We start from the raw sequence: 18,616 nt of genomic DNA on the forward strand, positions 1-18,616 counted from the left end.
TTATAAGTATGGAGGCTTTGAATAACCTTTAGCAGATTCTGTAAAGATTTCATAACCATTTTCAGTAATTCCTAACGTATGTTCAAATTGAGCAGATAAAGATTTATCTTTTGTGACAGCAGTCCAACCATCATTTAACATTTTAACATCATATTTACCTGAATTTATCATAGGCTCTATTGTAAAAGTCATGCCAGGTTTTAAATCTGGTCCTGAGTTTTTACTTCCATAATGTAAAATGTTTGGTGGCTCATGAAATGTTGTACTTATACCATGACCACAAAAATCTCTAACAACAGAGTATCCTTTTTCTTCAACAAATGACTGAATTTCGTAACCAATATCGCCTAATTTAATTCCTGGTTTTAAAATTCTAATTGCTCTCATCATAGATTCGTAAGTAGCATCTATTAGATTGTTTAATTTAATTGGTGTTTTTCCAATACAAAACATTCTACTGGTATCACCATAATGTTCATCTACAATTGCAGTAACATCTACATTTACTGCATCACCATCTCTTAAGACTCTATCTGAGGGAATTCCATGGCACACAACATGATTTAATGAAGTACATAAAGATTTTGTAAAACCTCTATAGTAAAGTGGAGCAGAGTGTCCTCCATTATCTCTTATAAATTCATATCCCAATTTATCTATATAGTCTGTTGAGACACCTTCCTTAATGTTGTCTGTTAACATATCAAGTGTCCTTGCTGCTAAATCACCAGCAATTCTCATTTTTTCAAATTTTTCTTTATAATCACTCATCCAAAATTTTAAGTTTTTTATCTATAATAATTTTTTTTGAACTTATATCACATCTATAAGCTAGAAAATTTACTCCAGCTCTTTTAGCTTTTTTATAATTCTCATAATATTCTTCGTCTATATCTTTAGCTATTTTAAAATATTTCATATTTTGAATTTGAACTAAAAAGATCAAATAACCTTTATAACCTTTATTTATGGCATCAATAAGAGTTAATAAATGCTTAGAACCTCTTGAAGTAATGGCATCTGGAAACTCTGCAGTTTCTTTATCTCTAAATAAAGTAACGTTCTTGACCTCTACAAAGCTTTTCTTATTTTTTTTTTCTAGCAAAAAATCAAATCTAGTTTCCTTATTAAAGAATACCTCTGGTTTTATTTTATCGTTATTTTTTAATTCTTTGATCAAATTGTTTTCGATAGCATGACTTACTATCTTGTTAGCTATATGAGTGTTAACACCTACTAAATTTTTTCTTGATTTAATTATTTCAAGTCCAAACTTTAGTTTTCGCTTAGGATCATTATTTGGTAGTAAATAAACTTCATTACCTTCATCTAATAAACCTTTCATAGATCCTGTGTTAGGACAATGAGCTGTGACAATTTCTTTACCAAGTTTTATGTCGGTAAAAAACCTTTTGTAACGTTTGATTAGTTTGCCTTTTACTAAAGACTTGGTAAATTCCATGAGTAAATTATATATTTCATATGGATAAAAAAGCAAAATTTAAAGCTTCTATTTTAATTATTGGTAATGAAATTTTATCTGGAAGAACACAAGACACTAATACCTCAACATTAGCAACTTGGTTAAATTCTATAGGGGTAAAGGTTGATGAAGTTAGAGTAATTCCCGATGTAGAAAATATTATAGTTGAAACACTAAATTTACTTAGATCAAAATATGATTATGTTTTTACAACTGGAGGTATTGGGCCTACTCACGATGATATAACAGCTCAATCAGTTTCAAAAGCATTTGGAGTAAAATATGAAGTTCACAAAGAAGCTTTCAAAATTCTAGAAGAATATTATCAACCAGGAGAATTTAATGAGGGAAGACAGAAAATGGCATGGATGCCTGAAAATGCAAATCTTATTTTAAATCCAACAAGTGGTGCTCCAGGATTTAATGTTGAGAATGTTTATTCTCTGCCAGGGGTTCCTTCTATTTTAAAATCCATGTTAGGTGGATTAACAAATAATATAGTTGGAGGCGAACCAATCAAAAGCTTAACTATAAGTTTAAGAACAGTTGAAAGTGAAATAGCAAGTTCATTAACAAAAGTACAAAATAATAATTTGGATGTAGAGATTGGCAGTTACCCATTTTTTCATGCCGGTAAGCTTGGTGTATCGATAGTTATTAGATCAGAAGATCAAAATAAAATTGATGATTGTAATTCGCAGATTTTAAAATTTGTAAATGAAAAAAAAATTGAGGTAGTTGAGCGGTAATGTTGTATTTTGCTTATGGTAGCAATCTTCATCATTTTCAAATGAAACGAAGATGCAAAGACAGTGTTTTTTTAAAAAAAATAAATTTAAAAGATTTTAAATTAACATTTAGAAGCAAATATAGAGCAGCAGACATTGAGCCAAAAAAAAATTCAATCGTACCAGGTGGATTATTTGAAATTTCAAAAAGTGATGAGAAAAAGTTGGATGTTTATGAGGATTTTCCAATTTTATATAAAAAATACTATTTCAATTATTATGGAAAAAAAGTCATGACCTATACAATGGTTAAGAAATCTCCTTTTAAGTTTCCTACAGAAAGATATCTAAATATAGTTAAAAGAGGATATAAAGATTGCAAGTTAGATAAAAAATTTCTCACAAAAGCCTTACAATTTTAATTGAAATGTTTTTACACACAAAATTAGAGGATCGAAAACATCCAATAAGAGTAGCTTTTGTTGGATGTGGAAAATTTGTAAGTATGTTTTTATCACAATATTCCAACTTAAATAAAATTAAAATTGATAGCATAGTTGACCTCAATATTGATCAAGCAAAAAGAAATTGTTTAAAAAGTGGAGTAAGTAAAGAAGAGGTATCTAAAATCAATTTTACAACTTATCTTGATCAAATTATTGATAGAAATATTGAAATCTTTATTGAAGCAACAGGAAACCCTATTGTAGGCACTGTCCATGCAACAAGAATTTTAAAAGAAAAGAAACATTTGATTTTAGTTAATGTAGAGGCAGATATTACATGTGGAAAATATTTATCAGATTTAGCTAGAGAAAATGGAGTTATTTGTTCGATGGCTTATGGTGATCAACCTTCGTTAATTCTAGAACAAATTGAATGGGCTAGACTTAATGGTTTTGAAGTTATTTGTGCTGGAAAAGGAACAAAATACCATCCAAGTTTTGAATATTCTACACCTGATACAGTTTGGGGTCATTATGGTTTAACTAAAGAAAGAGCAGAGAGTGAGTCAGGAATGAATCCTAAAATGTTCAATAGTTTTTTATGTGGTGATAAATCTGCAATTGAAATGTGCGCAGTAAGCAATGCTGCAAATCTTAGATGTCCTTCTAACGGATTAACTTTTCCTCCAGTTGGGGTTTATGATATAGCAAAAAAATTAATACCAAAAAAAGATGGTGGATTAATTGATTTTGAAGGTCAAGTTGAAGTTATATCAAGTATTGATCTAAATAAAAAAGATATTCCTAATGACTTGAGGTGGGGCGTATACATTGTAATTAAAGCTCAAAATGAATATGTAAAAAATTGTTTTAAAGATTATGGAATGGTCACAGATTCCTCTGGAAACTACTCGGCAATATGGAGACCTTATCATTATATTGGTTTAGAACTTGCTCAGTCTATATATTCTATAGCGCTTGATAATAGAGCAACAGGTTATACAAAAAAATATAATGCAGATGTTGCAAGTGTTGCAAAAAAAGATTTAAAAGTTGGTGAAAAGCTCGACGGGGAAGGGGGGTTTTGTGCAAGAGGTAAATTAATTACATCTCAAAATTCAAAAAATGAAATGATTTTACCACTTGGTTTAACAGATAATGCAATATTGAAAAAAAATATCAACAAAGATGAAATAATAAAAATTGGTGATGTTGAGCTTAATTTGCCAAAAGAGGTAATAGAAGCTAGAGATTACCAATACAATTTAATATAGTTGAGTTATAAATAATTGTGGATATAACAGTGAAATTCATTAATGCCCTCGTGGTGAAATTGGTAGACACAAAGGACTTAAAATCCTTGCCGCTTGCGGAGTGCCAGTTCGAGTCTGGCCGAGGGCACCATTAAATGAACAAACTACAAATTATTTCTGATAAAAATAATAAATCCTTAAATATAAAAAATATTTTATTAAAAAAAATTAGTTCTAATAATTTTCAAAACAAAAATTTAACTATTGTTATTGGAGGTGATGGTTTTATGCTCCAAACTCTTAAAAGAAACAAAAATTCTAATAAATTTTTCTATGGGATTAACTCTGGAAACTACGGTTTTCTAATGAATAAATTTTCCTCAAAAGATATAATAAAAAACCTTTCCAAAGCAAATATGGTTTCAATTTCTCCTTTAGAGATGATTGTAAGAAATAAAAATAATCAAATCAAAAAATCTATTGCTATTAATGAAGTTTCTGTATTAAGACAGAGCAGACAAGCAGCTTCGTTATCAATTAAACAAGGTTCTAGGCAAATTATAAAAAAATTAGTTTCTGATGGAGTTTTGGTGTCTACACCTGCTGGAAGCACTGCTTACAATTTATCTGTTCATGGACCTATATTAAGTCTTCATTCAAAAAAATTATCCATATCTCCAATTAGCGCATTTAGACCAAGAAGGTGGAAGGGCAAAATAGTTAATGATAAATCTAAAATTGTTATCACAAATCTCAATCCATCTAAGAGACCCATTAGTGCAGTTGCAGATAATTTGGAAGTAAGAAATGCAAAATCTATTACTGTTAAAATAAATAATAAAATTAAGTTTAATCTTCTCTATGATAAAAATAGAAGTCTACAAAAAAAAATTAAAATTGAACAAATAAGAAAAGAAACAAGTTAGATTTAATGAATAAATTTAATCCAATTATAATAGTTGCTTTAGTTATATTTGTAGGATTTTTTGCATTTAAATTAATGTCATTCTTCGGTTGCTATGTTCGTATAGAGAATTTTTATAAGTGTTTGAAGTTAACTGCTTGGTAAAGAAAGTAGTGGTGCCCCCGCACGGATTCGAACCGCGGACCTATTGATTACAAATCAATTGCTCTACCAACTGAGCTACAAGGGCATGCGCAATAATTATTAATTATTTGTTAAATAATCAACTCTTTTTTTTTAAATAACTTAAATGATGAAACACTATTGCTGCACTATTTGATATATTCAAACTTTCTATTTCTTCATTGATATCAATTTTGACAAAAAAATCTGCATATTTTCCAGTGTGCTGCCTCATTCCAAATCCTTCTGATCCAAAAAGTAAAATATTATTTCCCTCCCATTTAACATCAGTAAAATCCTTTTGGCCCTTTGAATCAAAACCATAAACCCAAAAATTTTTTTCTCTTAAATTTTTTAAGGTAGAATTAATATTTGAAACTTCAAAAATATTTACATGCTCCATACATCCACTTGCTGATTTATACATTAGTTTACTATCCTTTGGAAAATGTCTCTCTTTAATTATTACACCATCAATTTTAAAAGATGCTGCACTTCTAATGAGCGAACCTATATTTCTTGGATCAGTAACTTCATCTAAACATACAAAGGTTAAATTATTTTTTCCTTTAATAAATTCTTTTAATTCTGGTTGGTCTAAATGTTCAATCTCAGCAACATATCCATTATGCATTAATTGTTCTTTTGATGAGTATTTGTCTAACTCTTTTTTTGATTTAAAATAGACTTTTACCTCTTCAAGAAGATTTTTATTTGGATTTTTTCTATGAATATTTTTTTTAGCATCCTCTGTCAAAAACACTCTTAAAACTTTCCTATTTGGATTACGTAATGCTTCCATTACCGCGTGTTGACCAACAATAAAAAAAGATGATTTATTCATAAAATTATGATGTGTTTTACACGCTTTTTAATAGTTTTTCTTAATAAATCACGTGTTGCATTTAGATAAATAAAATATATAAAACGCATGTTATTTGAAGCTATATTGAACAAGGGGACACTTCCCCAAAGGAGGGGTTCCAGAGCGGTCAAATGGGGCGGGCTGTAAACCCGTTGACTTCGGTCTTCGAAAGTTCGAATCTTTCCCCCTCCACCATTTAGTATAATTTTAAATAACAATGGAGTGTTACTCTTGGGGTTGTGCGGGTGTAGTTCAATGGTAGAACGCTAGCCTTCCAAGCTGGATGTAAGGGTTCGATTCCCTTTACCCGCTCCAAGAAATTAAAGTAAGAAACAAAAAAAAAAAACTGAGGTTAAAAAGAAATGTCAAAAGAAAAATTCGTACGAAGTAAACCCCACTGTAACATTGGGACTATTGGTCATGTCGACCATGGTAAAACAACTCTTACTGCAGCTATAACAAATGTATTAGCTGAAGCTGGTGGTGGAACAGCTGTAGCATACGATCAAATCGATAAAGCTCCAGAGGAAAAAGAAAGAGGAATTACAATTTCAACAGCGCACGTTGAATATGAAACTGAAAAAAGACACTATGCTCACGTAGACTGTCCTGGTCACGCTGACTATGTAAAAAATATGATTACTGGTGCAGCACAAATGGATGGAGCAATATTAGTTGTTAATGCAGCTGATGGTCCTATGCCACAAACAAGAGAACATATTCTTTTAGGAAGACAAGTTGGTATTCCAGCAATTGTTGTTTACTTAAATAAAGTAGACCAAGTTGATGATAAAGATATGATTGAACTTGTAGAAGAAGAAATTAGAGAACTTTTAACTTCATACAAATATCCTGGAGATACAACTCCAATAGTTAAAGGTTCAGCTTTAGCAGCAGTTGAAAAAAGAGATGATGAAATTGGAAAAAATTCAATTTTAGAATTAATGAAAGCTGTTGACGAACATATCCCGCAACCAGCTAGAGAAGTTGACAAACCATTCTTGATGCCGGTTGAGGACGTATTTTCAATTTCAGGAAGAGGAACAGTTGCAACTGGAAGAGTAGAATCTGGTGTAATTAAAACTGGTGAGGAAGTTGAAATCGTTGGAATTAAAGAAACAAAAAAATCAGTTTGTACTGGAGTAGAAATGTTTAGAAAACTTTTAGACTCAGGTGAAGCTGGTGATAACGTAGGAATTTTATTGAGAGGTATTGAAAGAACTGACATTGAAAGAGGTCAAGTTCTTTGCAAGCCCGGATCAATAACTCCTCATACTAAATTTGAAGCTCAAGCCTATATTCTTAAAAAAGACGAGGGTGGAAGACACACTCCTTTCTTTACAAAATATAGACCACAGTTTTATTTTAGAACAACAGACGTTACAGGAGAAGTAGAATTACCAGCAGGTACTGAAATGGTTATGCCAGGTGATGATGCTAAATTCACTGTTAAACTGATTACACCTATTGCAATGGCAGAAAAATTAAACTTTGCTATTAGAGAAGGTGGTAGAACTGTTGGAGCAGGAGTAGTAACTAAAATTATAGAGTAACTCTATAAATAGGAGTGTAGCTCAATTGGTAGAGCGCCGGTCTCCAAAACCGGAGGCTGAGGGTTCGAGTCCCTCCGCTCCTGCCAATTTGAGCTAAAGAATTATGAAGAACCCGATTAAATTTATTCAGGAAGTAAAACAAGAGGCTTTCAAAGTTACTTGGCCTACTTGGAAAGAAACTTTGCAAGGTGCTTTAATGGTATTTGTTATGGCGGTTGTAATGTCTTTATTTTTTCTTTTATTGGATCAGGTACTTAAATTCTTCTTAGAACTGTTGTTAAAGGTGAGTATTTAATGAAAAATTGGTACATTGTTCAATCACACTCCAGTTTTGAAAATAAAGTTGCTTCATTAATTAAAGAAGAAGCAGATAAGGCTAAAATAAGTGAGAAATTTGAAGAAATTATAGTTCCAACTCACGATGTTACGGAAGTTAAAAGAGGAAAGAGAATTCAAAGAAAAAAGAAATATTTTCCTGGATACGTACTAATAAAGAGTGAAATGGATAACAATATTTATCATATGATCAAAGGAATAAAGAGAGTTAGTGGTTTCCTTGGATCAAAAGGCATCCCAGTACCTGTTTCTGATAAGGAAGTTGAGAAGATTTTAGGCCAAATTAAAGATGGTGTGGCTCAGCCAAAATCTGGTATAGATTACAGCGTTGGTGAAAAAGTTCAGGTTGTTGATGGTCCATTTGCATCATTTAATGGAATGATTGAAGAAATTGATGAAGAAAAAGCTAGACTTAAGGTGTCAGTTTCTATATTTGGTCGTCCAACACCGGTAGATTTAGAATATAACCAAGTTGAGAAAGTAAGTTAATGGCAAAAGAAATAAGTGGATTTATAAAGTTACAAATTAAAGGCGGACAAGCTAATCCCGCTCCTCCTGTTGGTCCTGCTTTAGGTCAGCGTGGCGTTAATATAATGGAATTTTGTAAAGCATTTAATGACAAAACAAAATCTATGGCTGGAAAACCTGTTCCAGTTGAAATTACTGTTTATAAAGATAAAAAATTTGATTTTAAAATTAAATCGCCACCAGCATCTTTTTATATTAAAGAAGCTGTTAAATTAAAAGGTGGATCAAAAGAACCAGGAAGAAATATTGTAGCTTCAATTTCTAAAAAACAATTAGAAGATATTGCTAAAGAAAAAATGAATGATTTAAATGCTCACGATATAAATGAAGCAGTAAAAATTATTGCAGGTTCAGCTAGATCAATGGGTATAGAGGTAAAAGAATAATGGCTTCAAAAAGATATAAAAAATTACCTGAAAAAACTAAAGACTTAAATGCAGAGTCTATTGAAAAATTATTACCCGAGCTTAAAAAAAACTGCACAACAAAATTTGATGAATCTTTAGATTTAAGTTTCCAAATAAATAACAAACAAAAGAAAAGTGAAGTCAACATTAGAACTGTGGTAAATCTTCCAGGAGGAACAGGTAAGAAAGTAAAAGTTGCTGTTGTTTGTGAAGATAATAAAGCGCAAGAGGCAAAAGATGCAGGCGCTGATATTGTTGGAGGAGATGAGTTTGTTGAACAAATCAAAGGTGGAGATTTAAATTTTGAAAAATTGATTTGCACACCTGGGATGATGATCAAACTTTCGAAATTAGGAAAAGTTTTAGGTCCAAAAGGATTAATGCCAAATCCTAAACTTGGTTCAGTATCTGAAAATATTAAACAAGCAGTTACTGATGCAAAATCAGGACAAGTTGAAATTAGAAATGATAAAGATGGAAACATTGGAGTAAGTATTGGAAAAAAATCATTCAGTGATGATCAATTATTGAAGAATTATAATGCAATAATAGATGCATTAGAAAAAGAAAAATCTAACAACACACTCAAAGGTGATTTAATAAAAGGTGTTTTTGCAACTTCTACTATGGGTGTTTCATACAAAGTTAAATTAGGAAAATCGATATAGTTATGATGAACAAAGAACAAAAGAAAAATTATATTGAAGAAATGACTTCTAAATTTGAGAGTAGTAAAGCTGTGATGGTTACACACTATCAAGGCTTAACAATGACTCAATTAGATGATTTAAGAGCAAAAATGAGAGAGCATGGTATCGTCTTTAAGATCACTAAAAACAGAATCACAAAATTAGCATTAGAAAAAACTAAGTGTAAAGATTTATCCAATCTTTTCACAGGTCCAACAGCGGTTGCATTTGGTGAAGATGCAATAATGTCTGCAAGGATCTTATCCAAATTTGCTAAAGATAATGAAAATCTCAAATTAATTGGCGGAATAATGGATGATGAGGTCCTGGATCAGGCCGGTGTCCAAAATGTTGCTAGTTTACCTACACTTGATGAAGCAAGAGCTAATATTGTAGGTATTTTAAACGCTCCAGCCTCAAAATTAATTAGTATTTTGCTTGCACATTCGGAAAAAATGAGTAGTTTGTCCGCAGAAAATTCTGAAACACAACCCAAAGAGTAGAAAAATATGCCTGACCTAAATAAAATTATTGAAGACTTATCAAGTTTGACTGTCGCTGAAGCAGCCGAACTTTCAAAACAGTTAGAAGAAAAGTGGGGTGTAACTCCAATGGCAGCAGCAGCTCCAGCAGCAGCAGGTGGTGCAGCTCCAGCAGAAGAAAAAGATGATTTCACTATCATGTTAGTTTCTGCAGGTGATAAAAAAATTAATGTTATCAAAGAAGTAAGAGCAGCTACTTCATTAGGTTTAAAAGAAGCAAAAGATCTTGTAGAGGGAGCACCAAAAGAAGTTAAATCTGGTGTTAACAAAAAAGATGCCGAAGAGATCAAAGCCAAGTTAGAAGCTGCTGGCGCAAAAGTAGAACTTAAATAAATTAATTAGAAAGAATTCAAATACTGGTTATTTTTAATCAGTATTAATAAATATAGATGCAATTATCTTTTACTGAAAAGAAAAACATTAGAAAAAGTTTTGGTAAACTAAAAGAAAGCTTATCAATTCCAAATCTTATTGAAGTTCAAAAAAATTCTTACAAAGAATTAACCGAATTCTATGCTGAAACCGAATTAACAAAAGGTTTTGATAGAGTTTTTAAAAGTATTTTTCCAATTGAAGATTTAAATGACAAAGCAACTCTTGAATATGTTTCATACAGGTTAGAAAAACCTAAATTTGATGTTGAAGAATGTATAACAAGAGGTCTAACTTATTCTTCAGCTCTTAAATGTACTTTAAGATTAGTTGTTTACGAAATAGATCAAGAAAACAATACTAAAGATATTTTATCAGCAAAAGAACAAGAAGTTTACATGGGTGAAGTACCTATGATGACTAATAGTGGAACGTTTATTACCAATGGTGTTCAACGTGTTGTTGTAAACCAAATGCATAGAAGTCCAGGAGTTTTCTTTGACCATGATAAAGGAAAAACTCATGCAAGTGGAAAATTATTATTTAATTGTAGAGTAATACCTAACAGGGGATCATGGTTAGATTTTGAATATGATGTTAAAGATTTTTTATATTTTAAAATTGATAGAAAGAAAAAAATATTTGCTTCAACGTTACTTTTAGCTTTAGGTTTTTCTAAATCAGAAATTGTTGATGAGTTTTATGATAGTGAGCAATATACTTTTGATCCTAAGACAGAAAAATGGAAAACTAAATTTAATCCTGAGAATTACAAGGCTAAAAATTTTTCTGAAGAAGTAATTGATGCAAAAACTGGTAAAATAGTAATCAAACTAGGTGATAAAATTAATTTTTTAAATGCTAAAAAATTAGCTAATGACGGACTTAAAGATATTTTAGTTTCAAGAGAATCTCTTTTTGGAAAATTCTTACATAGAGATGTTAAAGTAAGTGATGAAGAAGAAGGTACTTTTAAAATTGGTACCGAACTTAATGATACAATTATTCAACAAATACTGGATGCAAATGTTCACTCTTTGCAAATATCCGTAACAAATTCCATAAATAAAGGACCATATTTATTAACAACAGTTTTAGCTGACAAAAATAACTCTAAAGATGAAGCTATAACTGAAATATATAAAATGCTAAGACCTGGAGAGCCACCTACAATAGAGATAGCCACTCAAATATTTAACAATCTTTTCTTTAGCTCAGACAGATACGATCTATCTGATGTTGGTAGAGTGAAAATGAATTCAAGACTAAACCAAGAGTGTTCTGATAAAATTACGATCTTAAGAAATGATGACATCATTGCAATTATTCACAAAATGTTAGATTTGCGTGATGGTAAGGATGATGTTGATGACATTGATCATTTAGGAAATAGAAGAGTACGTTCTGTAGGTGAGTTAGTTGAAAACCAAGCGAGAATTGGTGTTTACAGAATGGAAAGGGCTATTAAAGAAAAAATGACTACTCTTGATGTTGAGTCTGCGATGCCGCAAGATTTAATTAACGCAAAACCGCTAACTGTTTCATTGAAAGATTTTTTTGCTAGCTCTCAACTTTCACAGTTTATGGATCAAACGAACCCATTATCTGAAATTACACATAAAAGAAGAGTTTCTGCTCTTGGCCCAGGTGGACTAACTAGAGAAAGAGCAGGATTTGAAGTTCGAGACGTTCACCCAACCCATTATGGAAGAATTTGTCCAATTGAGACTCCAGAGGGACCAAACATCGGTTTGATAAATAGTTTATCAACTTATGCAAAAATAAATAAATATGGCTTTATTGAAAGCCCATATAAAAAAGTAAAAGATGGGGTTGTGCAAGATAAAGTTGAGTATTTATCTGCAATGGAAGAAACCAAATTTACAATTGCACAAGCAAATACAAAGTTAGATAAAAATGGAAAGATAGTTGAGGAACTTGTTTCTTGCAGACAAAATTTAAACTTCCTTTTATCAAAACCAGATGCAATTGATTATATCGATGTTTCACCAAAACAACTTGTTTCTGTTGCAGCATCTTTAATACCTTTCTTGGAAAATGATGATGCTAACAGAGCTCTAATGGGTTCTAACATGATGAGACAAGCAGTTCCTCTTTTAAAACCAGAATCTCCATTGGTTGGTACTGGAATTGAAAGTGATGTGGCTTTAGACTCTGGTGTAACTATTGTTGCTAAGAGAGATGGAGTTGTTGATAAAATTGACGGTAAGAGAATTGTTATTAAAGTAACAGAAGAAACTGATTTTAGTGAATCAGGAGTAGATATTTATAATTTACAAAAATTTAAAAGATCAAACCAAAATACGTGTATTAACCAAAGACCACTTGTTAGAGTTGGTGATAAAGTTAAATCCGGTGATATTATTGCAGATGGTCCTTCAACAAAATTAGGTGAATTAGCACTTGGAAAAAATGTAACAGTAGCATTTATGCCATGGCAAGGTTACAACTTTGAAGACTCAATTTTGATTTCAGAAAGATGTGTAACTGACGATGTATTTACTTCAGTACATATTGAAGAATATGAAATAATGGCAAGAGACACAAAACTTGGAGAAGAAGAAATTACCAGGGATATTCCTAATGTTAACGAGGAAGCTTTAAAAAATCTTGATGAATCAGGAATAGTTTACATTGGAGCTGAAGTAAACGCTGGAGATATTTTAGTTGGAAAAGTTACACCAAAAGGTGATTCAGCATCAGGACCAGAAGAAAAACTATTAAGATCAATTTTTGGAGAAAAAGCTATTGATGTTACTGATACATCTTTGAGAATGTCACGAGGTGCTAGTGGTACAGTTGTCGATGTAAGAGTATTTAACAGACATGGTATTGAAAAAGACGAAAGATCAATAACTATTGAAAGAGCTGAAATTGAACAAGTTCAGCAAGATAAATTAGTAGAGGAAGAAATTTTAGAGAGAAGCATTAAACAAAGAGCTTCACAAATTTTATCAGGATCATCATTAACTAAAAAAGTAAAAGATTTATCTGAAGGAACAAAACTTGATTTTGATGCAATTAATAATCTATCTATAAATGATGTATTTAAAATTACAGTTGGAAATGTAAATGATGAAGCGACTTTGGCACAACTTAAAGATCAATACAACAAAGCAAAACAAGACATTACAGAAAGATTTGAGGATAAAGTTTTAAAAATTAGAAGTGGTGATGATTTATTACCAAGTGTTATGAAAATGGTAAAAGTTTTTGTAGCTATTAAGAGAAGATTAAGACCAGGTGATAAAATGTCAGGAAGACATGGTAATAAGGGCGTCGTTAGTAAAATAGTACCAGTTGAAGATATGCCATACAGAGAAGATGGTAGACCAGTTGATATTGTTTTAAATCCTCTAGGTGTTCCAAGTAGGATGAATGTAGGTCAAATTTTAGAAACTCACCTTGGTTGGGCTTGTAAAGAATTTGGTGAACAGATTAAAAATTTAGTTAACGAAAATAATAAAAAAATTGAAAGAACTGAAAAAATAGAAAAATTTTTAAAATCTGTTTATGGAGAAGATACTTTCAATGAAAAAGTAGACAAATTAAGTAAGAACGAATTTAAAGACCTGTGTGAAAATTTACAAAATGGGATTGCAATATCCACTCCTGTTTTTGATGGCGCTAAAGAGAAAAATGTAACTGACATGTTAGAGTTAGCGAACTTACCAGGATCTGGACAAACTTATTTATGGGATGGAAGAACTGGAGAAAAATTTGACAGACCAGTTACAGTTGGAATAATTTATATGCTGAAACTTCATCATTTAGTTGAAGATAAAATTCATGCAAGATCTACAGGTCCTTACAGTTTGGTTACACAACAACCTCTTGGTGGTAAAGCACAATTAGGTGGTCAAAGATTTGGAGAAATGGAAGTATGGGCTCTTGAAGCTTACGGAGCTTCTTATACTTTGCAAGAAATTTTGACTGTAAAATCTGATGATGTTGCAGGAAGAGTTAAAGTTTACGAAACTATAGTTAAAGGTGAAGAGAATTTCGAGTCTGGTATTCCAGAGTCATTTAACGTCTTAGTTAAAGAAATTAAATCATTAGCATTAAACGTGGAGCTTAATTAATGAAAAAAGAATTAACTGATTTATTTAAAGGAAGCGAAATTTCAGAAGCGCAAAATTTTAATAGTATTAAAATTTCTTTAGCTAGTCCTGAGAAAATTAAATCTTGGACATTTGGTGAAATTAAAAAACCTGAAACTATAAATTATAGAACCTTTAGACCAGAGAAAGATGGTCTATTCTGTGCAAGAATTTTTGGACCAATCAAAGATTATGAATGTTTGTGCGGAAAGTATAAACGAATGAAATTTAGAGGTATTATTTGTGAAAAATGTGGTGTTGAGGTAACAAAATCTAATGTAAGAAGAGAGAGAATGGGCCACATTAATCTCGCAACTCCTGTGGCACATATTTGGTTTTTGAAATCATTACCAAGTAGAATTGCACTTGCGGTAGATATGAAGTTGAAAGAAATCGAGAGAGTTCTTTATTTTGAAAACTTTATAGTAATTGAACCGGGATTAACTGGTTTGCAAAAAAACCAACTTTTAAATGAAGAAGAATTAGCAAAATATCAAGATGAATTTGGAGAAGAAAGCTTTACTGCAGGTATTGGAGCAGAAGCTGTTCTTGAGATGTTAAAAAATCTTGACTTAGAATTAGAGAGAAAAAATCTTGTTAGCTTTATTAAAGAGACTAAATCTAAAGTTAATGAAGAAAGAGCAATTAAGAGATTAAAATTAATAGAGTCATTTATCGAAACTGGTCAAAAACCAGAATGGATGATTATGACTGTGGTTCCTGTTATTCCACCAGAATTAAGACCATTGGTTCCGCTAGATGGGGGTAGATTTGCTACTTCAGATCTTAACGATTTATATAGAAGAGTTATTAACAGAAATAATAGATTAAAAAGATTAATGGATCTTAAAGCTCCAGACATCATTGTTAGAAATGAAAAAAGAATGCTTCAAGAATCTGTTGATGCTCTTTTCGATAATGGAAGAAGAGGTCGTGTTATTACTGGAACAGGTAAAAGACCACTTAAATCTCTTGCAGAAATGCTTAAAGGAAAGCAAGGTAGATTTAGACAAAACTTGTTAGGAAAAAGGGTAGATTACTCTGGAAGATCAGTAATCGTTGTCGGTCCAGACTTAAAATTACATGAGTGTGGATTGCCAAAAAAAATGGCTTTGGAGTTATTTAAACCATTTTTATACGCAAGATTAAATAAATTAGGATTAGCATCTACAATCAAACAAGCTAAAAAATTAGTAGAGAAAGAAACTAATGCTGTATGGGATGCGTTAGAGTTAATCGTAAGAGAGCACCCTGTTTTATTAAATAGAGCACCAACACTTCATAGACTTGGTGTTCAAGCTTTTGAACCAAAATTAATTGAAGGTGATGCAATTGAGCTACACCCATTAACTTGTGCAGCTTTTAATGCTGATTTTGATGGTGACCAAATGGCTGTTCATGTACCTTTAAGTCTAGAAGCTCAGTTGGAAGCAAGAATATTAATGCTATCAACAAACAACATTCTATCTCCTTCAAATGGCAAACCAATAATCGTTCCAAGTCAGGATATGATTTTAGGAATATATTATCTTTCTCAGGAACCAGTATCGGATAAACCATCTGGATACTTTACTAATTCTGATCAAATAGAGTTTGCATTATCTTCAGGTGAAATTAACGTTCATAGCACTATTATTTCAAGATATGAAACTGTTGATGACAAAGGAAATAAGAAGATTGAAAAATACACATCAACTGCAGGAAGATTTTTATTAGCCAACCTATTACCAAAAAATAGCAATATTAAATTTTCATTAGTTGATAGATTGCTACCAAAAAAAGTTGTTTCCGAAATAATTGATGTTGTTTTCAGATTCTGTGGTCAGAAAACGACAGTTATTTTCTGTGATAAACTTAAAGATTTAGGATTTAAGCATGCATTTAAAGCTGGAATTTCATTTGGAAAAGATGATTTAATTATTCCTGAAAATAAAACTCAATTAATTGATGATACTAAAAAATTAATTGCTGATTATGAAACTCAATATGCAGAAGGTTTGATTACAAGAGGCGAGAAGTACAACAAGGTTGTTGACGCATGGTCTAAATGTACAGATAAAGTTGCGGGTGAAATGATGAAAAGAATTTCTGCAACTGAAAAAACAGAAGAGGGCTTAAAAATAAATTCAGTATTTATGATGGCTGATAGCGGAGCCAGAGGTTCAGCAGCGCAAATGAAACAATTAGCTGGTATGAGGGGATTAATTGCAAAACCTTCAGGTGAAATTATTGAAAGTCCAATTATCTCTAACTTTAAAGAAGGTTTAACAGCTTTAGAGTATTTTAATTCTACACACGGAGCAAGAAAAGGATTAGCAGATACTGCGCTTAAAACAGCAAGCTCTGGATATTTAACAAGAAGATTGTGTGATGTTGCTCAAGATTTAACAGTAACAAAAATTAAATGTGAAGAACCAGGTTTTATTGAACTATCAGAGATCTTAGAAGGTGGTAATGTAGTTGTTAGTTTGGCAGAAAGAGCACTAGGTAGAGTTACAGCTGCTGAGGTGAAAAATCCATTAAGTGGTGAGGTAATAATTAAAAAGTCGGAAATGATTGACGAGGCAGGTTGTGATAAAATTGATGCAGCAGGTGTTAAATCTATAAAAGTTTATTCAGTAATGACTTGTAGTTCTAAAGAGGGTGTGTGCGCTACTTGTTATGGAAGAGACTTATCTAGAGGTAAAATGGTGCATGTGGGTGAAGCCATTGGTATGATTTCAGCTCAATCAATTGGAGAACCAGGTACGCAGTTAACGATGAGAACATTCCACGTTGGGGGAACAGCTTCTGTTAAACAAGATAACCAAATTATCAGCAAAAGCGATGGAACATTAAAAATTATTAACTCAAATATTTTAGAAGATTCAAAAAAGAATTTAATTGTTATGGGAAGAAATACTCAACTTTCTATTGAGGATGATAAAGGAGTTCAAATAGCAGTTTATAAAGTTGCTTATGGATCAAGATTATTTTTTAATAATGGAGATAAAGTTAAAGCAAATACAAAAATTTGTGAGTGGGATCCATATACAACTCCAGTTATTGCTGAAAAGAGTGGTATTGCAAGTTATGTTGATTTGATAGATGGTGTTTCAATTCAAGAAACTACTGATGATGCAACTGGTATATCATCAAAATCTGTAATTGATTGGAGAGGTCAATCTAAGAGTACAGATTTAAAACCAAGAATTACTTTAAGAGATGAAAAAGGAAATGTAATTAAAAAAGCAGATGACAATGAAGCTAGATATTACTTAGTACCAGATTCGATTTTATCAATTAAAGATGGTCAAAAAGTTTATGCTGGCGATGTTATTGCAAGATTACCTAAAGAAACAACAAAAACTAAAGATATTACCGGAGGTCTTCCAAGAGTAGCTGAACTTTTCGAAGCTAGAAAAGCTAAGGACAGTGCTATTATTGCTGAAAATGATGGAAGCGTTGTTTTTGGAAAAGAAGTTAGAGGTAAACAAAGAATTTCAATTGTTCCAGAAGACGGATCAGAACCATCAAATTATTTAATTCCAAAAGGAAAACACATTAACTTTAATCCTGGTGAAAAAATTCAAAAAGGTGAATATCTTTTAGATGGACAGCCATTACCGCATGATATTTTAAGAATTTTAGGTATTAAAGAATTAACAGAATATTTTGTTAATCAAGTTCAAGAAGTATATCGATTACAAGGTGTAATTATTAACGATAAACATATTGAAACAATTCTAAGACAAATGCTTAAGAAAGTTGAAGTTAAGGTATCTGGAGATTCAAGCTATTTACCGGGTGAAGTAGTTGATAGAATCAAGTTTGATAATACTAATGAAAAATTAGTTGCTGAAGGCAAAACTCCTGCAGTTGGAGAAAGAGTTTTAATGGGTATTACTAAAGCTTCACTTCAAACAGAATCATTCATTTCTGCTGCATCTTTCCAAGAGACAACAAGAGTATTAACAGACGCTGCAATTAAAGGGAAAGTTGATCCATTAAACGGTTTAAAAGAGAACGTAATAGTTGGAAGATTAGTTCCCGCTGGAACGGGTAATATCAAGAACAGATGGAACAACAAGGCCTTAGAAGATGATAATAGCTTCTTAGCAGAACAAGATAAACTTGAAGCTTCTGAGCCTGAAGAAACACAAGTAAATCAATAAAAAAATCACCTAAAAATTGCAGTTTTAGTTTGACAATAGCTGATTAATAAGT

At 31.6% G+C, this 18,616-nt stretch carries 16 protein-coding genes and 5 tRNA genes; 17 read left to right on the forward strand and 4 right to left on the reverse strand.

The window, feature by feature from the left end:
* Complete coding sequence (gene map / locus ACTTA8_RS02030) at positions 1–771, reverse strand: type I methionyl aminopeptidase (RefSeq protein WP_262589077.1); 771 nt, start codon at positions 769–771, stop codon at positions 1–3.
* A complete protein-coding gene (gene sfsA / locus ACTTA8_RS02035) occupies positions 764–1,462 on the reverse strand; it encodes a DNA/RNA nuclease SfsA (protein WP_440654061.1) in 699 nt (232 codons plus the stop codon). The genes map and sfsA overlap by 8 nt, the downstream gene beginning before the upstream one ends.
* 20 nt (positions 1,463–1,482) lie before the next feature.
* Between sfsA and ACTTA8_RS02040 the strand changes: the two genes are divergently transcribed.
* From ACTTA8_RS02040 to ACTTA8_RS02060, 5 genes are all read left to right on the forward strand, one after another.
* Positions 1,483–2,232 (forward strand): competence/damage-inducible protein A, encoded by a 750-nt coding sequence (locus ACTTA8_RS02040; RefSeq protein ID WP_440618330.1) that lies wholly within the window; start codon positions 1,483–1,485, stop codon positions 2,230–2,232.
* Complete coding sequence (locus ACTTA8_RS02045; protein WP_440654063.1) at positions 2,232–2,633, forward strand: gamma-glutamylcyclotransferase family protein; 402 nt, start codon at positions 2,232–2,234, stop codon at positions 2,631–2,633. Before ACTTA8_RS02040 ends, ACTTA8_RS02045 begins: the two co-directional genes overlap by 1 nt.
* A 5-nt stretch (positions 2,634–2,638) precedes the next feature.
* Positions 2,639–3,931 carry an NAD(P)H-dependent oxidoreductase gene (locus ACTTA8_RS02050; protein ID WP_440654064.1) on the forward strand — a complete coding sequence of 431 codons (1,293 nt, stop codon included), beginning with the start codon at positions 2,639–2,641 and terminating at the stop codon, positions 3,929–3,931.
* 44 nt (positions 3,932–3,975) lie between these two features.
* Positions 3,976–4,061, forward strand: a tRNA-Leu gene (locus ACTTA8_RS02055).
* Positions 4,062–4,065: 4 nt separating this feature from the next.
* Complete coding sequence (locus ACTTA8_RS02060) at positions 4,066–4,836, forward strand: NAD kinase (protein ID WP_440652363.1); 771 nt, start codon at positions 4,066–4,068, stop codon at positions 4,834–4,836.
* Between the two features lie 152 nt (positions 4,837–4,988).
* On the opposite strand, the gene ACTTA8_RS02065 is transcribed toward ACTTA8_RS02060, so the two are convergent.
* Together ACTTA8_RS02065 and rlmB are read right to left on the reverse strand one after the other, a co-directional pair.
* Positions 4,989–5,064 (reverse strand) — tRNA-Thr (locus ACTTA8_RS02065).
* 33 nt (positions 5,065–5,097) lie between these two features.
* Positions 5,098–5,841 carry a 23S rRNA (guanosine(2251)-2'-O)-methyltransferase RlmB gene (gene rlmB, locus ACTTA8_RS02070; protein WP_440654065.1) on the reverse strand — a complete coding sequence of 248 codons (744 nt, stop codon included), beginning with the start codon at positions 5,839–5,841 and terminating at the stop codon, positions 5,098–5,100.
* A 130-nt stretch (positions 5,842–5,971) separates the two neighbouring features.
* Here rlmB and ACTTA8_RS02075 point away from each other — a divergent pair.
* The 12 genes from ACTTA8_RS02075 (at position 5,972) to rpoC (ending at position 18,564) form a co-directional block, all read left to right on the forward strand.
* A tRNA-Tyr gene (locus ACTTA8_RS02075) sits at positions 5,972–6,057 on the forward strand.
* Positions 6,058–6,103: 46 nt separating this feature from the next.
* Positions 6,104–6,177, forward strand: a tRNA-Gly gene (locus ACTTA8_RS02080).
* 47 nt (positions 6,178–6,224) lie between these two features.
* On the forward strand, positions 6,225–7,415 hold the full coding sequence (gene tuf / locus ACTTA8_RS02085; RefSeq protein WP_262589086.1) for an elongation factor Tu: 1,191 nt from the start codon (positions 6,225–6,227) through the stop codon (positions 7,413–7,415).
* 10 nt (positions 7,416–7,425) lie between these two features.
* A tRNA-Trp gene (locus tag ACTTA8_RS02090) sits at positions 7,426–7,501 on the forward strand.
* Positions 7,502–7,518: 17 nt separating this feature from the next.
* Positions 7,519–7,710 carry a preprotein translocase subunit SecE gene (gene secE / locus ACTTA8_RS02095; protein WP_262589088.1) on the forward strand — a complete coding sequence of 64 codons (192 nt, stop codon included), beginning with the start codon at positions 7,519–7,521 and terminating at the stop codon, positions 7,708–7,710.
* A complete protein-coding gene (gene nusG / locus ACTTA8_RS02100; RefSeq protein ID WP_262589089.1) occupies positions 7,710–8,240 on the forward strand; it encodes a transcription termination/antitermination protein NusG in 531 nt (176 codons plus the stop codon). Before secE ends, nusG begins: the two co-directional genes overlap by 1 nt.
* A complete protein-coding gene (gene rplK / locus ACTTA8_RS02105; protein WP_262589090.1) occupies positions 8,240–8,665 on the forward strand; it encodes a 50S ribosomal protein L11 in 426 nt (141 codons plus the stop codon). Before nusG ends, rplK begins: the two co-directional genes overlap by 1 nt.
* Positions 8,665–9,354: a 50S ribosomal protein L1 gene (rplA, locus tag ACTTA8_RS02110; RefSeq protein WP_440618335.1), complete on the forward strand. Its 690-nt coding sequence runs from the start codon at positions 8,665–8,667 to the stop codon at positions 9,352–9,354. The genes rplK and rplA overlap by 1 nt, the downstream gene beginning before the upstream one ends.
* Positions 9,355–9,359: 5 nt before the next feature.
* On the forward strand, positions 9,360–9,878 hold the full coding sequence (gene rplJ / locus ACTTA8_RS02115; RefSeq protein WP_428081222.1) for a 50S ribosomal protein L10: 519 nt from the start codon (positions 9,360–9,362) through the stop codon (positions 9,876–9,878).
* A 6-nt stretch (positions 9,879–9,884) separates the two neighbouring features.
* On the forward strand, positions 9,885–10,250 hold the full coding sequence (gene rplL, locus ACTTA8_RS02120; protein ID WP_262589092.1) for a 50S ribosomal protein L7/L12: 366 nt from the start codon (positions 9,885–9,887) through the stop codon (positions 10,248–10,250).
* A gap of 56 nt (positions 10,251–10,306) precedes the next feature.
* Entirely contained in the window at positions 10,307–14,392 is a 4,086-nt protein-coding gene (gene rpoB / locus ACTTA8_RS02125) for a DNA-directed RNA polymerase subunit beta (RefSeq protein WP_440654067.1), read from the forward strand.
* Positions 14,392–18,564 (forward strand): DNA-directed RNA polymerase subunit beta', encoded by a 4,173-nt coding sequence (gene rpoC / locus ACTTA8_RS02130; protein WP_440654069.1) that lies wholly within the window; start codon positions 14,392–14,394, stop codon positions 18,562–18,564. The genes rpoB and rpoC overlap by 1 nt, the downstream gene beginning before the upstream one ends.
* The last annotated feature ends 52 nt before the right edge of the window (positions 18,565–18,616 follow it).

Origin of the sequence: Candidatus Pelagibacter sp. HIMB1506 (genome assembly GCF_052047935.1) — a bacterium.
Classification (GTDB): Bacteria; Pseudomonadota; Alphaproteobacteria; order Pelagibacterales; family Pelagibacteraceae; genus Pelagibacter.

Coding starts and splice junctions, on each gene's coding strand:
- nusG (WP_262589089.1), top strand. CDS start 7,710: ATGAAAAATTGGTACATTGTTCAATCACACTCCAGTTTTGAAAATAAA.
- map (WP_262589077.1), bottom strand. CDS start 771: ATGAGTGATTATAAAGAAAAATTTGAAAAAATGAGAATTGCTGGTGAT.
- rpoC (WP_440654069.1), top strand. CDS start 14,392: ATGAAAAAAGAATTAACTGATTTATTTAAAGGAAGCGAAATTTCAGAA.
- ACTTA8_RS02045 (WP_440654063.1), top strand. CDS start 2,232: ATGTTGTATTTTGCTTATGGTAGCAATCTTCATCATTTTCAAATGAAA.
- ACTTA8_RS02050 (WP_440654064.1), top strand. CDS start 2,639: ATGTTTTTACACACAAAATTAGAGGATCGAAAACATCCAATAAGAGTA.
- ACTTA8_RS02040 (WP_440618330.1), top strand. CDS start 1,483: ATGGATAAAAAAGCAAAATTTAAAGCTTCTATTTTAATTATTGGTAAT.
- rpoB (WP_440654067.1), top strand. CDS start 10,307: ATGCAATTATCTTTTACTGAAAAGAAAAACATTAGAAAAAGTTTTGGT.
- ACTTA8_RS02060 (WP_440652363.1), top strand. CDS start 4,066: ATGAACAAACTACAAATTATTTCTGATAAAAATAATAAATCCTTAAAT.
- sfsA (WP_440654061.1), bottom strand. CDS start 1,462: ATGGAATTTACCAAGTCTTTAGTAAAAGGCAAACTAATCAAACGTTAC.
- rplL (WP_262589092.1), top strand. CDS start 9,885: ATGCCTGACCTAAATAAAATTATTGAAGACTTATCAAGTTTGACTGTC.
- tuf (WP_262589086.1), top strand. CDS start 6,225: ATGTCAAAAGAAAAATTCGTACGAAGTAAACCCCACTGTAACATTGGG.
- rlmB (WP_440654065.1), bottom strand. CDS start 5,841: ATGAATAAATCATCTTTTTTTATTGTTGGTCAACACGCGGTAATGGAA.
- rplK (WP_262589090.1), top strand. CDS start 8,240: ATGGCAAAAGAAATAAGTGGATTTATAAAGTTACAAATTAAAGGCGGA.
- rplA (WP_440618335.1), top strand. CDS start 8,665: ATGGCTTCAAAAAGATATAAAAAATTACCTGAAAAAACTAAAGACTTA.
- secE (WP_262589088.1), top strand. CDS start 7,519: ATGAAGAACCCGATTAAATTTATTCAGGAAGTAAAACAAGAGGCTTTC.
- rplJ (WP_428081222.1), top strand. CDS start 9,360: ATGAACAAAGAACAAAAGAAAAATTATATTGAAGAAATGACTTCTAAA.